Below are 15,513 nucleotides of genomic sequence, written 5' to 3'. Positions count from 1 at the left end.
ACCTAACGAATACCGACGTGCTGCATAACGAAGATACCTCAGCTCTGGTAATACGAGCTGAGGTATCTAAACTAACTATTTTTGTTTTTTAGACTGTCCACTTGACAGGGAGCACTTCAATTTCCCTGAGCGTCTTTTTTTGAACTCTACTTTAATTCCCTGGTTCTCATACAGCAAATGTTGCTTTGGATGCTCCTTGCTGTGTGGCTGGCAGGGAATATAGGGAATAGCAATTGGAATCATGTGTATGCTATGCTACCTTGGATGCGCTTGGTAAAGTGGTAGTAGCCAATACTGAAATACCAGCAGGAGTGATCGTGGCTTTAATCGGTGCTCCATACTTCTTATATTTATTAATTAAAAGCGAATAACTGAAGGGACTTCGGACATGAACAAGGTTATTGTAATTGGTGCAGGGATATTAGGGGCTTCAGCAGCTTATCAGTTAAGCAAGTTAGGTGCTGAAGTCATAATAATAGATCGTAAAGATGCTGGACAAGCAACGGATGCAGCAGCAGGGATTATTTGTCCATGGTTATCTCAACGCAGAAACAAAGCATGGTATCGTCTTGCTAAGGCGGGAGCAAGCTTTTATCCAGCGCTTATTCAGGAGCTTCAAGAGGCAGGAGAAACCGAGACTGGATACGCAAAAGTAGGAGCGATATGTATTCATGATGATTTGAAAAAGTTACTAGCGATGAAAGAAAGAGCGGAGTTGCGCAGAGAGGATGCCCCTGAAATAGGGGAACTTACGATGCTGACAGATCTTGAAGCACAAGAGAAGTTTCCATTATTATCGGAAGGTTATCATGCGCTTCATGTATCGGGTGCAGCAAGAGTGGATGGACGTGAATTACGTGATGCTTTGCTAAGGGCGGCACAGCGTAACGGTGCGCAAATGATTGAGGGAGATGCTATTCTAGAGCATGATGATCATGAAATTAAAGGGGTTAGCGTAGGAGAACAGACATTCACAGCGGATGAAGTGATTGTGTGCGCAGGGGCTTGGTCTAACGCTTTGCTTCATCCGCTTGGGATCATGCTCCAGGTGCGTTATCAAAAAGCTCAAATTATGCACTTGAAGCTTGCTCAACAAGCGAGTACAGAGCAATGGCCTGTGGTAATGCCGCCTACAGATCAATATATCCTTGCATTTGCGGATCAAAATATCGTAGTAGGTGCTACTCACGAAAATGATGTTGTAGATTATGATACCTCTGTAACCGCAGGTGGAATGCAAGAAATTCTAAATAAAGGTCTTCAAACGGCTTCCGGTCTTGCAGATTGTAGCCTAAATGAGATAAGAGTAGGGTTCCGTCCCTTTACTGCGGATTTTCTTCCCGTGTTAGGCCGGGTTCAAGGATGGAATAAACTCATTGTTGCTAATGGACTAGGGTCTTCCGGATTAACGATGGGACCCTTTCTTGGTGAGCAGCTAGCCAAGCTAGCCATGAATCAACAGGTAGATATTCAGCTTGAAGACTATGCATTAGAGCATGCGATAAATTGATTAGAAGGAACACGTATAAAAACCCCTTCTAGCGAAGGTTTTTTTTATCATTTATACTGATAAGACCAATTTATCTTCCTAGGAGTTGTCTAACGAATCATGATAAAGAAAGAAGTCGCGCATATACGCAAGCAATTTAAGCTGGATCACGATTTAATGAGTATTTACGATATTCTCAACGTGTATATTATGAAGGAAAGCAATGAGATCTATCATTGGGAGCGCCTGCCGTTTGGAATGGTGGACAGAGAGAAGCAGGAGCTGTACATGGGCAATTTCAAAAAACTCATGACCGGCGAACTGGACCAGAAGTTGTTTGAGTTGAAGTTTCAGGCGGAAGCGGTGGAGCCAGCGCAGGTAATGCTTCACCAAGCTTTGGTGACTGGGGATCCAGATGAATGGCAGGACCTGATGCTGCTGTTGGTGGACAGAATGATGGCGGATACTCATTATGAACGCGATACGGTGATCACTTTCGTTCGCGGACAGTATTACCGCCCGACCAAAGATAGAAACGATGAAGCCGAGGAAAGTGAGAAAAACGAACTATTCGCGCATCCTTTTATTTTATGCAGCGTGAATTCCACGGAGAAGCAACGGAAAGCTCTCTTATTTGATTATGTGGAAAGGGAATTCAAGTACAACGTCATTGTAGATCCGATTGTTAAGTTAAGTACACCGGAGCAGGGCTTCTTCTACCCGAGCGTGACGGACAATTATTCCGATGTGAACCGCATTCTGTATTGTACGGGAAAATCGAACTTTCCAGATCCGCACTTTATCGAGCAGGTCTTGAACGCCGAAAGATCCGTGACGGCACTGGAAGAGAGAGCTATTTTCGAAGACATCGTGAAGGAAGTGGCGGGCGAACAACTTGACGCGACCACCATTGCTCAGCTGTACGAAGAAATCCACCAGGTCATCGAAACCAACCAAGATGAAGAAGAACCTCCTAAGCTCGACTATAGAGATGTAGAACGTGTGCTGAAGGTAAGCGGCGTTGAAGACGTGACGATGGAAAAAGTGGAACGTGCGTTTGAAACCATCGTCGACGACAAGCACTATGAGATGAAGGCAAGTAGCGTGATGCCGAAATTCACTACAAAATCGATAAAGATCGAAACAAAGGTAGCTACGATTTCGGTCAGTCCTCAGGATTTGAAATATGTGAAGCAAGTGAATTATCAAGGTAGACGCAGCATTTTGATTGAGGTTGACGAAGATGCTGTGATCGAAGGATTTACACTCACTACAGAAACGCTTTAGACTGCTTCGACAACGTTATGGGCTATCCCTAAAGTCTTTGATCAAGACTTGGGATAGCCCATTTTGTATTTATCAAATAGGGTACTTAAAGATAAAAACAGCAAGGTACGGTAGTGCTTCTGCACCTACATGTTTGGCACTGGCTTTAAAGGGCGAAATCACTTCGTCTACGGTAAAAGAGACAGAGCCCTCTTGTTGATGCTTACAAAAACGGAGCATAACATACCTAGGGATGAAGGTCACATCTCCGGCTTTAAAGGGTACGGATTCACCTTTGATCTCCATGATGCCGCTATCCGAATGACAAATACCAATCTCTAAATGGTTATGAAAATGGAGATGTTCACTTTTGATAATATTGGGTGCTCTGCTGGTTCAGCATGGAGTGGTGGAGACGCTGGAGTGACAATAAGTGCGTGGACTTACTGACAGAGTGGGTCTATGAAGGTGGTACTTTTATAGGCGTGAATCAGCCTTCGGCGCTTGAAGGTTATGGCCACTTTTTCAGAATGGCACATGTTCTTGGTCTAGATGAGGATACAGGCTCCAGAGTAGCGCATGGGAAATGGACATATGAAGTGAAGGATGAGCTTGGTTTAGTGCCTGCTGGAGCTAGCATAACACCCAAAAATAACCTTTATCTTACCGATGGATCAGCAGCGGTTGTGAATGAAACGGATGGGAGGATAACTATATCCACGCATGCCTTTGGTAAAGGAAAAGGGATCTACCTTCCATCTTTCCAATTCAGCTTTGAGAATACAAGATTGCTGCTGAATTTGATTCGTTTTGCGGGGAATGAGTTCATGGAGACAAAGTACATTACGGATAACTTAAATACAGAGTGTGCTTATTATCCGGCAAGTAAAATCCTCGTGGTCATTAACAACAGCGATCAGCATCAAAAAACTACGATTGATACGGATTATGGACAACAAACCCTGGGATTAGATCCGTATGACACGATCATTAGAACGATTGGGGATTGGATTAATAATATTGAACAAAAAGCTCAAGCCACGGCTAATCGCTGATGCCTGAGCTTTTTTTCTGTGTCACCAAATTGATCCGTCCTATTTGTTGAAGTTTTATACGGTAAAGCGGGTTAGACGTTAGAATTTAGATCATGCTATGTTTTGAATCTTTTTATTTTATACATGTGTTCTTGAAGTTCACAATATCCCTCGCAACAATAACTATAACTAAACTCTCCCTTGCTGAGCATAGCCTGCCTCATCCATTCTTTAACTAAGAAATGATTTGCAGCGCCATAAAAGATTGGAGACGATGTTTATTCATGAGGGACTTTGTAATCCGAAATCCGAAGGATGAAGATTCGGAGCAAATTGAAAGCATGGATTTTGTTCTAAAAATGCTATATCTGTATCATGGAGATCTGGATAAGCGAAATATGTTCTGTGCAGTGAGTGGCGACGGAGAGGTTCTGGCCGTTGCTCATCTGATGAAGCATGATACTTTTCATGCGGTTGGACATGATGAAGACCCAAGCTTCAAACGATATCTCAATTACGAAATTGTATTTGCAGAGAACGCCGAGGATGAAGGTATCAAAGCTGCACTGATTGAAGCATTAATCGGACGGGCCAGAGAAATTAAAGCTGGGTATCAAGAGAAGCGCATTATCATGGCTCAATATCTCGACACAGATGATCTCGAAGAGTTGAGCTTCTGTCTAGCGCGTGGATTTACGATTTGCGATACGATTGTCGTGTTTAAATTTGACTTGAGTAGGGAGATTCCTAAGTTTCCTTTACCAGAAGGGGTTCTGGTAAGGCCAACTGCACTGAACAATAGTGAAGCTCAGGAACAGTATCATCAAGCTGAACTCGCTGCCTTTGACGGTGTGGCGTGGAGTCTGAACCATTTGGGCTGGATGCAGGGATCTCCCGAAATCGTTAATTTCTGTGCGTTTCATTACGATCAATTGATCGGCAACACCTCAACCTGGAGAATCACAGAGGAGAGAAGTGCAACGGAGAATGTATTCGTCATTCCTGAATGGCAGAAAAAGGGTGTCGCTCGTAACATCATCTGCACCGCACTGAACTATCTACAGCAGCAGGGCAAAACAATCGCTACATTAGGCACGCATGGTGATAATAAGAAAGCTATTCGATTATATACCCAGATCGGTTATAAGTTGTGTGGTTTCAGGTTTACCGTTGGTTATGAAATCCAATAAACAGACTTTATAGTTCATTTCAATATTTTACCTTCTATGGTACTATGTCTACGATCATTAAAGGAATAATTTAGAAGAGTGGGTGGATTTCATGGAAATCGGTGCTGTCACTTTGATTGTAAAAGACATGAAAAAGATGGTTACATTTTATCGGGACGTCATGAACATGGCGATAGAATGGGATGGTGGCGTATTTACCGGGGTTCAGCTAAAGAGTGGTGTGTTTTTTAATTTGTGTCAGCGGGATGCGCTGAGTATTTCAGGGCTAGGTTATCCTAATGGGTTGAATGGGACAATGGAAGTCTCATTTGGCGTTCCCTCACCTGAAGAGGTCGACAAGGAATTTGAGTGTCTGGTAAAGGCAGGTGCAACTCCTATAAAAGAACCTATTTCACAGCCCTATGGGTTGCGTGAAGCTGTTGTGGCTGACCCAGAAGGCAATTTGCTTGAGATCGTAGCGGGCATTCCACAAGAATAATTGGGTATATACAATCACCCGAAAGGAAGAATTGCTCTTGAGAACACCTATAACTAATGTAAACTGGCTTGAACACCATGAAATCATGGATGAGCTACTCTATCATGAAGCCAGCTTAACCACGCATCCGATGGATGATGGCTTTGAAGCTGAGGTTCTAAAGATCAATTTAGATCAGGAAAGCTATGTCTTGAAAACATGGAGTAAGAGCTCCAAACCAGATGTTCAGTTTCAATACCGTTTATTGGAGGTCCTGTCCGAACGAGGGGTAGCCGTCTCCAAACCAGTGGGCTGGGGGATTAATCCGGACGGGAATAAGGTGTTGTTAACAAGCTTTGACGGAACTCCAATTCATAAAGTGAATAATAAGACAATGAAGGAGCTCGCGAGCATTTTAGCCAGAATTCATCAAATAGATTTCGCTGAGCTGGAACATATACAACTACCTAAGTACGATTTCATCGATTACTTTTTTCCAGAAGCAAGAGAGCACGCAGACCTTAATCATGCACTTATTTCACTAGTGGAGCAAACTCCTATGAAACAAGATCGTATCATTCATGGAGATTTTCATTTAGGAAATATAGTAGAGGAACAACAGCGATTTACCGTCATCGATTGGACGAACGGCCAGTTGGGAGACCCTCGATATGATTTTGCATGGTCACTTATTCTGCTGAAAATCCACATCTCCGAGCGTTACGCTGATATGTTCCGTTCTGCTTATCTATTGGAGAATTTTATGAAGCAGGAAGAGTTTGAGGTGTTCGAAGGATGGGCTTGTCTAAGATGGATCTTACTGAATAGACGAGGCAGTACACCCAAAGGACCTAATGTATCGAAGAGGGTAAAGAGCATACTAGGAAGTAATCGATTCCTGAAAAATTTGGATTTCCAAGGGTTTAAATAAACTCTATCTTAAAAAGAATTACAATACAGACCGCAACCCTTTGCGTGGAGGGCGGTCTATTTACGTTTGTTCGCTGCGAGATTTCAATACATCAGATCGTGATCATTTTATTGTTTCCCTCGCTTGCCGACGGATGATTCGCAGACGGTGCTTTCACTGGCACTCGATATGCTGTACACAAAGATTAAGTGTGATAGGATAGGATAAGATTACATTTAAATTCCCCGCGGGGTAAGAAAAGAGAATAGGGAGCAACATGAGAATCATTATATCGCCTGCCAAGAAGATGAAGATGGACACGGATTTCTTGGATTGCCGCCAGATGCCGCAATTCATAAGCGAGTCGCAGACTCTTCTGGCCTTATTACAAAAGTTGAATTATGAAGAAGCCAAATCGCTATGGAAATGCAATGATGCCATCGCCACGCTAAATGTGGAACGGATTCGTGATATGGATGTAACACGGAATCTTACACCGGCTATCTTTTCCTATGAAGGTATCCAGTACCAGTACATGGCACCTGGGGTACTTCAAATGGAGGAGCTGGAATATCTTCAGCAGCATTTACGGATATTGTCCGGGTTCTATGGAATCGTCCGGCCGTTTGACGGCGTTGTTCCTTACAGGCTGGAGATGCAGGCTAAGCTTAGCGGACCAGGTTTCAATTCTATCTACGAGTTCTGGAACAGGAAGTTAGCGGATCAACTATTTTCGGAGAGTGACATCATTCTGAATCTGGCCTCCAAGGAATACAGCAAGTGCATCTCCCCGTATGTTGGCGGAAACGTTCGAATGATTAGCTGTGTATTCGGGCAGGAAATCGGCGGTAAGATCGTGGAGAGAGCGACTTTGGTCAAGATGGCCAGAGGTGAAATGGTGCGTTTCATGGCTGAGCGACAAATCACCTGTGTGGAGGATATCAAAGACTTCGACGGGTTTGATTTCAGCTTTGCTGATGAGCTGTCGAATGAGAGTACGTACGTGTTTATACAAAAAAAGAATGAATAGAGTAAGTAGTACTATGGGTAATCTTGGAGGCGGCTCTACACCGGCTTCAGGGTTACCTTTATTTTTGGTCAACAAACCTAGCTGGGAAATTCTAGTTTTTTTAAAGGGGATAGACTGCGTTATAGAGAATAATGTTCGGATGGAATAAGAACAGGTGAAAGAGGAGGGCTTATGATTTTTAAAAGAGATCCATTGGACAAACAGAGCTTACTTAAAGAATTGGATTCACTAGGCTATTCCGATAGAGTCAAAAAAGTAGCGATATTAGGCCGAGATCATCTTGGATCTGTCCAGTACTCCCAATTACTAGCCTCCTTGCTGGAGGATGGCGTTTATGAATCACGTCTTGCCTTAATCGGTGCCATTGCAACACATGATGCCCCTATTATTCTGTCAGCACTGCGGCATCCCATGGCAAGTATCAGAAATACGGCTGCGGGTCTTTTGGCAAAGGTGGCTTCAGATGCTGATATTGAACGTGAGCTCCCCCATTTATCATATGATTGCCGCCGCAAGCTACTGCACAGTATTTCACATATTAACCGTCAGGAATTGGCGGAACGTTTATTGCCTGTAGTGTACGCCCGGTGGGGAGCGGAGGAGGCAGCGATTATACTGCAGGCCTGTTATTCGGAAACAGTTAGTAAGTGGCTTGTAGATATCGGATATGCCATAAAAGACTGGAAGAAACTAGCCAGCAGGCATCTTGACGTAGTAGCGGAATACTTTGAAACAACGCTAGGAAGCACACCACCCAGGGAAAAGGGAAATGTCTGGTGGAGGTTCTCATCAGCTATGGAGATCTTATGCAATCTGAAGGCGGATCTGGTACTTGCGTGTGCGATGAATCATGGACCCGAGGGTGTCATACATCCTGCGTTAAAGGAACAATTTGGCACGCTTGTACGCCAAAATCCGAATAAGGCGTATCAGTTGCTGACTCGAACGGAGTCGCGGAGGGATCTGATTTCTTATGGTGTGCCTGAAGGGGTTCTAAAAAGAAAAAAATATTTATCCATGGATCAATGGATTGAGATAGCGAAATTACTCGCAGATCACCCGTTGCATTTAGCGAAGCTGCTGCATAATATTGCACCTTCCAACCGCAAAGTGATTTTTGATGCCGTGTATGAAGAAGATAAGCGCCAAGAACGTATTTTTCCAGAAAGATTACTATATGTATTACCTCATGCCTTGCGTGACAAGGAAGCCACCCGGATGCTTGGCCTTCGTGAAATCAATGATGACCGAGATAGAACAATCAGACTCACCGCTTGCCGTTCTATTCTTCATTCAAGAGCTGGGCTTGAACAAGCAACAAAGGTATCTAGTTCAGAAGAACGTTCCACGGCGCTTATGCAGTTGATTAGAAGTACGGTTCTGTCGAGACAGGGTATGCATGAGACTTTGGTATTTTTGGGCCGGATTAGAAATGAGCAGGATCCTGTTCGAGGTTTTGTGTTCAAAGAGCTTTCAGAAAGTCCTGCGTCTGTGTTCACCGATGCCCATGTACAAGAACTTACTATACTTGTTGATAGTGTTATAGATGCCAGAGATACTTCATATGGTACGAAGTTTTCCGTTCAACAGCTAGCATTTGCTATTCTGCGGCATAACGCTTTGCAGCCTCACAGTGAGTTGTTCAAGTTCTCTTTAAATACGATCCGAAAACTGGCCCAGCAGAACGGACAGCTTTCACTTCCATCATTGGAGAAGAATTTACTGCAGGGAGTAGAAGAGGTCATCTTTGATGAAATCTATACATTAGCTGTACAGGGCAACAAAAGAGAAGACTACAATCTGGTGCTTAGCCTGGCTAGCTCATTTGGTAAAAGAGGTTACGGCATTGTAAAACTTCAGAATCTGTTAAAGGAAGCATCGAGAGCAAAGGCAGATTCTACAGCTATGCAAGCGACCAGGCACTGGCTTGCGCCTCATACAACACGTGATGCCAGAGTTAAGGAACTATTAGCTTTGGATAAATCGTATATTACGATCCATGAAGTATTCCAGCATCTGCATCTGAAACGTCAAGAATGGCTCGATCCCTTTATTTCGGGGGCTGCCATTAAGGGCAAGTTCTTATCAGGTAAAACGATCTATCTTGTTCCAGCTACGGACGGATTCAACAGGTGGCTACCGCGCCAGCAGCAAGCATTAAGTTCCTTATTAGAAAAAATCGCCTTCGATGCTAAGCGCAACCATTCGGAGCGTTCGAGAGTTATTAAGATCATGGCAAGTATGCCTGATCTTGGTCCAGATAGATTACTTGAGCTTTTACAGGACAAGGAAGTAACTGTAGTAGAAGCTGCACTTCATGCCCTTTCACTCAAGGAAGAACCGGAGAAGGCACTTTCCGTTCTGCTGGAGAATCTGGAGGGGGACCGGGCCCGTGTAGCCATGTACTCGATACCCAGATGCATCCGTAGAGTGAATCCGGGGCTACTGGTTTCCATGCTGAAAGAGCTGCTGAATCGGGATAAGCTGAAGATCACTGTCAGAAAAGAGGCCATCCGCTTACTGGGTGCTTATAGAAGTGATGACAGCATTCCACTATTGATAAACGAGTTCGAGAAACCAAATGCACACAAGGATGTAATCATTGCCATAGGGCATGCTGCAAAACAGCTTTTAGATGATGGGCGCGCTTGGGAGATTTTAAGTGCAATGGCCGTTTCATCAGAAAGTGATATCGCAAGAAGCTTGTTATCCCAACACCCTAATGATCTTCCGCTAGACTATAGACTTCGCTATTTAAAATTAATCATTGAAATCGGAAATCATCCGGATGGGTTTGTCGGTAAGTATGCTTTCAGTTCTATGATGTGGTGGACCAATGGAAATGAAGGCATTGTAGCAGCTGCCACCGCTCAGGCTATTACGGATTTGAAAGACAGCACTAGATGGGAATTTGCTATGAACACGCTGATACAAACCTGCCGCGATGGTAAGATCAATGAGGTTGTAATCGGCGTTTGTCAGAAATTAGCTAGTGCGGCGATAAGGGATGAATGGAATGCAACTACCAGTAGAGATTTGCCTCATCGGCAACGTCTCCTGAAACTTATCAACCAGCTGAACGCTTTGCCAACAATCACCCGGGTGCACCTTAAACCTTTGTATACGGGATTGATTGAGTGTCTAACATCGGATGAGACTTTACAACAAGTTGTGATGAAACTGTATATAGCAGTAATAGACTGGAATAATGTGAAGGAATCCGCCGCTTATCTGAATCAGATGGTTAACTGTATTTCAAATCAGCCGCAGCTGTTGAGCGACGCCTACAAGCAGGTAGCACATAATTTAAAAGACAGCACAGGCTACTGGAGTCCGGAGACTTTACTCAAAATTGTAGATGTGCTAGGGTCTGAGGGGAGTTACGAATCTCAGTATATTGGACTTTCGTTGCTTGAGGTTGCCGGAAGTGCTCTACTCTGGAGTCCAGAGCCTGCAGAGCGTTTGAGGGTGTACAGAAATCACACGAATATTGCGGTTCGCTCACTTGCGCTAAATATTTGGACGGTGATAGATTAGTTTTCATATTTTCATTAAAATATAAACACAAAAAAGCTCAGGCTAAAATTCGGCCTGAGCTTTTTTGGTGTTTATACAATTAAGCTTCCATCTTCTGCGCCGTATAAAGGCGGTGGTAAAGACCCTTTTGTGCGATAAGCTCATCATGTGAGCCGCTTTCTGCGATGCCTTTGTTAGACACATACATAATGCGGTCGCAGTTTTTTACGGTGGACAGGCGGTGCGCGATAATGAATGAGGTACGTCCTTTAAGGAGCTCATTCAGACCTTTTTGCAGCAAACGCTCAGTCTTCGCATCGATCGAAGAAGTAGCTTCATCCAGTATGAGAATTCTAGGGTCAGCCAAAAGCGTTCTTGCGAACGAAATGAGCTGCCGCTGTCCCTGAGACAGCTTGGAGCCACGCTCGTTAACCTCTGTCAGATAGCCTTGATCGAATTCACGGATGAATTCGTCGGCGCAAACAGCTTTCGCCGCAGCGATCACTTCTTCCTCGGTGGCATCGAGTTTGCCGTAACGAATATTGTCCAGGATCGTACCGGAGAAGATGAAGCTGTCCTGTAGCATAATCCCCATCTGGCTGCGCAGGGACTTCAGCGTAACCTGCGAGATATCCTGATCGTCGATAAGAATCCTACCGCTTGAAATATTATAGAAGCGCGAGATCAGATTGACGACCGTAGTTTTGCCTGCACCTGTTGGTCCCACTAGAGCGATGCTTTCTCCCGCTTTGATCTTAAAGGAGATATTCTCCAGAATATTGAGTCCTGGGTCATAGGCAAAGGTCACATCGTCGAAAGTGACATGGCCCTCTACAGGTCTCAGTGTCTTCGCATCCGGAATATCACTGACGGTAACGGGTTCATCCAGCGTCTCGAAGATACGCTCAAGATAGGCAACGGCGTTGATGAAGTTATTGTACAGATTCGAAAGATTCAGAATCGGCTGCCAGAAGCGGGCAGCGTAGCTGCTCATCGCCAGAATGACACCGAGGGTCATGTCTTGAGGACTCAGTGTTAGTAGGCCTACAAGGAAAATCAATGATGTAACGATCGTAGACAAGTTGTCTACGGAGAACGGAATAAGTAAGTTGTAACGTTGAGCCTTCATCCATTCTGTACGGAAATTACCTGCGAGACGTGTGAAGATTCCTTCGTTACGTTGTTCCCGGGAGAACATTTGCGTCACACCAATACCGCTGATACTTTCTTGCAAATAGGCGTTCAGGTTGGAGCTTTTATTGGATACTGCTTGCCAAGCCCGGCGTTGCCGAGTTTTGATCAGCATCATGATGCCAAAGAATACTGGCAGTCCAGCAAGAATGACCAATGATAAACGTACGTCAACAGCGAACATGAAGGCTGCGATAAAGAGCAAATTCACGATTTCTAGAATAAAGTTGATAATACCGTTGGATAACACATCTGAAACGGCGTTAACGTAGTTTACGACCCGGATGAGAATCTTGCCCTGCGGGCGGTCGTCATAATACTTGAAGGGCAGCTCTTGCAGATGCTTAAATAAATCTGTACGGATATCAAAAATAATATCCTGCCCAACACTCGTCATGATACGTGAACGAATGGTAGCCAGATAAACGCTGACTACAATGGTCAGAAGCATCAGTCCAGCCCAGCCCAGTAGCGCAAGCTTCGCTTTTGCCGGAATGGTCACGTCGATCACATGCTGCATGATCAGTGGAGCTGATAGTGAAATGGCCGCTGAAAGTGCACTGAGTATAAATGCAACAATCATTGGCGTTTTCTTTCGTTTGATGTATACCATCGCACGCCGGAAGTGTTTTATATTAAACGGCGATTCCAGATTCTCATCGACGTCGAATTTATTCCTTGCCACTTGCGGTCACCTGCCTTCCAATACCCTCGTTCTGCAGTTTAAATACATCGTAGTAGTAGCCCCGTTTCGCAAGCAGTTCGGCGTGGGTGCCTTCCTCAACCAGCTTTCCGTTATCCAGAATGAGAATACGGTCAGCCTGCGCGGTCGTAGATACACGCTGCGCGATAATAATCTTCGTGCAAGGATAATCCAGCTCACGTAGACTTTTCTGAATATGCTCCTCCGTCTCAAGATCGACAGCAGAGGTCGTATCATCCAGAATGAGGATCGGACGGCGAACTGCCAAAGCACGTGCTAAAGCGATACGCTGTTTTTGACCTCCGGATAAGCCGACTCCTCGTTCTCCGACAACGGTATCATAACCTTCAGGCATTTTGGTAATGAAGTCGTGTGCGGCTGCGAGCTCGGCAAAGCCTATCGCATCTTCTTCCGGAAGATCAGGATCACCATAGGCGATGTTTCCATCGATAGTATCAGAGAACAAGAGCACATCTTGGGTCGCCATACCGATATTATCGCGTAGCTCATCGAGCTCCAGCTTTCGGACATCAACACCGTCGACGAGTACACGTCCTTCGGCTACGTCATAGAAGCGAGGAATCAGGTTGATGATTGTTGTTTTGCCTGATCCGGTCGAGCCCATGATTGCTATGGTTTCACCAGGTTCAACGGTAAAGCTAACATCATCAAGTACGATAGCGCTGTCATATTTAAAGCGGACATGATCGAACGCAATACGGCCTTCGTAACGGCGTTTGTTAGTAGACGTATGTTCGTTTACGATATTAGGCTTTGCGTAATAGATATCAATGATTTTGGACAAGCTCGCAAAAAAGCGCTGAATGTCGTTGATAATAATACCAATGTTGCGCATAGGGTTGGATATAGCCCAGATCAGTGAAGAGAAAGCTGTAAATTCACCGAAGGTGATCCGGCCGTTCATCAGGAACAAACCACCTGCCAGCATTAGAATGACGTTGAAGCCCTGAGCGAAGGATTCCAGAAAAGGAAAGTAATCAAGCCATACAAGAGCGGCCTTTTTGTTCGCTGTAGAATAATTGACATTCTTCTCTGTAAATTTTTGAACTTCGAACTCTTCGCGGGCAAAAGCCTTAACCACACGGTTGCCTGAAATATTCTCCTGAGTAGTCGTGTTAAGCTGGGACAGCCGCTCACGCAGGTCAATATACATAGGACGGACGCGTTTAGCGAATATGTAAGCCACGATAAAAATGGGCGGTGACAGGATTAGCATCCACAGCGTTAGCTGAGCATCTATGGTGAAAAAATAGATAACAGCAGCAATGAAGATCGTTAGCGATTCAATGATCGTTTTGAAAATCCATGCCATCGAGTGCCGAACCATGTCCAGATCCCCGGTCATTTTGGTCATGAGATCGCCGGTTCGGTTACGGTCGTAATATTCTCTGTCCTGTCCCTGAATCTTGTTGTACAAAAAAATCCGGATATTGTACATCATGTTTTGCGAGGACTGTTCGTACTGCATGGTTGTAAAATAAGCAAGTCCTGTACGCAGTAGAGAAAATCCAATCATACCGAGGCAGAGCATATTCAATAATTGCCGTTCTTGTGTAAGATTCTGCAGCGCATTGTCACCCGCTATAAACGTATCGACAATGCGCTGACTGATGTAAGGGTTTACAATCGTAAGACTTGAACCCACTACCGAGAGGCAGAGCGCTAGAATGTACCGTGTCCGGTTCCCCTCTAAGTTCTGCCATAGCCATTTCAGTTCGAACATTTGATCACCTGTTTCTGTTTGTTCTTTCACTCTTGCCTGAAAAGAATGAATAAATCAAGGTGATTATAACACTATCAAATGACTAAGTATCGTTTACAGTAAAATTTCCTTGTTACATTATTGTTACAAAAAAATGAATTTATTAATGATGTGAATTTAACCTTGAGTAATGAGGGTTTGCCATTCGGGCTTGGGCGTTCTAATTATGATAAACTGAAATAATGTAAAGTGATTAAGCTTGGTTTGGATAGAGACAGGAGGATGAGAGATGAGCTTTGTTGCTGTCAAAAATGAGTACAAGCGTTACAAAATGGGTGAAAGTATGATCGTTGCCAACGACGGAATTGATTTTGAGATAAATAAAGGTGAGTTTGCAGTGATTGTCGGCCCCAGCGGTGCGGGCAAATCGACGGTGCTTAATATTCTTGGCGGGATGGATTCTGCTGACGAAGGCCAGGTCATTGTGGACGGTACGGACATTGCCAAGTTCAGTGCCAAGGAGTTGACGGGCTACCGCCGCAATGACGTGGGTTTTGTGTTCCAGTTCTATAACTTAGTGCCCAATCTTACCACACTGGAGAATGTTGAGCTTGCTTCTCAGATTTCCCCGCGTGCACTGGATGCGCGTAAGGTGCTGGAGGATGTGGGACTAGGTGCACGGCTGGATAATTTTCCGGCTCAGCTGTCTGGCGGCGAGCAGCAACGTGTCGCTATCGCCAGAGCGCTAGCTAAACAGCCGAAGCTGCTCCTCTGCGATGAGCCAACAGGTGCGCTAGACTACAATACTGGTAAGCAGGTGCTTAAGCTGCTTCAGGATACCTGCCGTAACACAGGCACCACGGTCATCGTAATCACGCATAATTTGGCGATTGCACCAATGGCAGACAGGGTTATAGAGATTAATAATGCTAAGGTACGGAAGATGGTAACCAATCCTTCGCCAGTATCCGTTGAAGATATCGAATGGTAAGGAGAAGGCATTT

13 protein-coding genes are annotated in these 15,513 nt (G+C 44.6%); 10 read left to right on the top strand and 3 right to left on the bottom strand.

Annotation, left to right across the window (positions count from 1 at the left end):
* Window positions 1–233: 233 nt before the first annotated feature.
* The 3 genes from L1028_RS20280 to L1028_RS20270 all read left to right on the top strand — a co-directional run bounded on the left by L1028_RS20280 (window position 234) and on the right by L1028_RS20270 (window position 2,776).
* A complete protein-coding gene (locus tag L1028_RS20280; RefSeq protein WP_279306891.1) occupies window positions 234–371 on the top strand; it encodes an iron chelate uptake ABC transporter family permease subunit in 138 nt (45 codons plus the stop codon).
* 17 nt (window positions 372–388) lie between these two features.
* Window positions 389–1,510 (top strand): NAD(P)/FAD-dependent oxidoreductase, encoded by a 1,122-nt coding sequence (locus L1028_RS20275; RefSeq protein ID WP_234538770.1) that lies wholly within the window; start codon window positions 389–391, stop codon window positions 1,508–1,510.
* 99 nt (window positions 1,511–1,609) lie between these two features.
* Window positions 1,610–2,776, top strand: a complete 1,167-nt coding sequence (locus L1028_RS20270; protein ID WP_234538769.1) for a DUF4317 domain-containing protein — start codon at window positions 1,610–1,612, stop codon at window positions 2,774–2,776.
* A gap of 72 nt (window positions 2,777–2,848) precedes the next feature.
* On the opposite strand, the gene L1028_RS20265 is transcribed toward L1028_RS20270, so the two are convergent.
* Window positions 2,849–3,061, bottom strand: a complete 213-nt coding sequence (locus tag L1028_RS20265) for a hypothetical protein (protein ID WP_234538767.1) — start codon at window positions 3,059–3,061, stop codon at window positions 2,849–2,851.
* A gap of 95 nt (window positions 3,062–3,156) precedes the next feature.
* On the opposite strand from L1028_RS20265, the gene L1028_RS20260 reads away from it, so the two are divergent.
* The 6 genes from L1028_RS20260 (at window position 3,157) to L1028_RS20235 (ending at window position 10,913) form a co-directional block, all read left to right on the top strand.
* Window positions 3,157–3,810, top strand: a complete 654-nt coding sequence (locus L1028_RS20260) for a lacto-N-biose phosphorylase central domain-containing protein (RefSeq protein WP_234538766.1) — start codon at window positions 3,157–3,159, stop codon at window positions 3,808–3,810.
* 263 nt (window positions 3,811–4,073) lie between these two features.
* Window positions 4,074–4,979, top strand: coding sequence for a GNAT family N-acetyltransferase (locus L1028_RS20255; protein ID WP_234538755.1), 906 nt, complete (start codon window positions 4,074–4,076; stop codon window positions 4,977–4,979).
* Window positions 4,980–5,070: 91 nt separating this feature from the next.
* The gene (locus L1028_RS20250; RefSeq protein ID WP_234538745.1) at window positions 5,071–5,457 is read left to right on the top strand and encodes a VOC family protein; all 387 of its coding nucleotides are present in this window, start codon (window positions 5,071–5,073) and stop codon (window positions 5,455–5,457) included.
* A 37-nt stretch (window positions 5,458–5,494) separates the two neighbouring features.
* Window positions 5,495–6,367: an aminoglycoside phosphotransferase family protein gene (locus L1028_RS20245; RefSeq protein ID WP_234538736.1), complete on the top strand. Its 873-nt coding sequence runs from the start codon at window positions 5,495–5,497 to the stop codon at window positions 6,365–6,367.
* A 256-nt stretch (window positions 6,368–6,623) separates the two neighbouring features.
* Entirely contained in the window at window positions 6,624–7,376 is a 753-nt protein-coding gene (gene yaaA, locus L1028_RS20240) for a peroxide stress protein YaaA (protein WP_234538733.1), read from the top strand.
* Window positions 7,377–7,547: 171 nt separating this feature from the next.
* A complete protein-coding gene (locus tag L1028_RS20235) occupies window positions 7,548–10,913 on the top strand; it encodes a HEAT repeat domain-containing protein (protein WP_234538731.1) in 3,366 nt (1,121 codons plus the stop codon).
* Window positions 10,914–10,992: 79 nt separating this feature from the next.
* Here L1028_RS20235 and L1028_RS20230 read toward each other — a convergent pair whose 3' ends face one another.
* Window positions 10,993–12,768, bottom strand: coding sequence for an ABC transporter ATP-binding protein (locus tag L1028_RS20230; RefSeq protein ID WP_234538720.1), 1,776 nt, complete (start codon window positions 12,766–12,768; stop codon window positions 10,993–10,995).
* Window positions 12,755–14,560 carry an ABC transporter ATP-binding protein gene (locus L1028_RS20225; protein WP_234538718.1) on the bottom strand — a complete coding sequence of 602 codons (1,806 nt, stop codon included), beginning with the start codon at window positions 14,558–14,560 and terminating at the stop codon, window positions 12,755–12,757. The genes L1028_RS20230 and L1028_RS20225 overlap by 14 nt, the downstream gene beginning before the upstream one ends.
* A gap of 238 nt (window positions 14,561–14,798) precedes the next feature.
* Here L1028_RS20225 and L1028_RS20220 point away from each other — a divergent pair, with 238 nt between their 5' ends.
* Window positions 14,799–15,500 (top strand): ABC transporter ATP-binding protein, encoded by a 702-nt coding sequence (locus tag L1028_RS20220; RefSeq protein WP_234538716.1) that lies wholly within the window; start codon window positions 14,799–14,801, stop codon window positions 15,498–15,500.
* The last annotated feature ends 13 nt before the right edge of the window (window positions 15,501–15,513 follow it).

The organism is Paenibacillus pseudetheri (assembly GCF_924513355.1).
Classification (GTDB): Bacteria; Bacillota; Bacilli; order Paenibacillales; family Paenibacillaceae; genus Paenibacillus_AQ; species Paenibacillus_AQ pseudetheri.
Note: the sequence above shows the minus strand (reverse complement) of the source record. Positions and strands in the feature narration are given on the sequence as shown.

Coding starts and splice junctions, on each gene's coding strand:
- L1028_RS20275 (WP_234538770.1), top strand. CDS start 389: ATGAACAAGGTTATTGTAATTGGTGCAGGGATATTAGGGGCTTCAGCA.
- L1028_RS20270 (WP_234538769.1), top strand. CDS start 1,610: ATGATAAAGAAAGAAGTCGCGCATATACGCAAGCAATTTAAGCTGGAT.
- L1028_RS20265 (WP_234538767.1), bottom strand. CDS start 3,061: ATGGAGATCAAAGGTGAATCCGTACCCTTTAAAGCCGGAGATGTGACC.
- L1028_RS20260 (WP_234538766.1), top strand. CDS start 3,157: ATGGAGTGGTGGAGACGCTGGAGTGACAATAAGTGCGTGGACTTACTG.
- L1028_RS20255 (WP_234538755.1), top strand. CDS start 4,074: ATGAGGGACTTTGTAATCCGAAATCCGAAGGATGAAGATTCGGAGCAA.
- L1028_RS20250 (WP_234538745.1), top strand. CDS start 5,071: ATGGAAATCGGTGCTGTCACTTTGATTGTAAAAGACATGAAAAAGATG.
- yaaA (WP_234538733.1), top strand. CDS start 6,624: ATGAGAATCATTATATCGCCTGCCAAGAAGATGAAGATGGACACGGAT.
- L1028_RS20235 (WP_234538731.1), top strand. CDS start 7,548: ATGATTTTTAAAAGAGATCCATTGGACAAACAGAGCTTACTTAAAGAA.
- L1028_RS20220 (WP_234538716.1), top strand. CDS start 14,799: ATGAGCTTTGTTGCTGTCAAAAATGAGTACAAGCGTTACAAAATGGGT.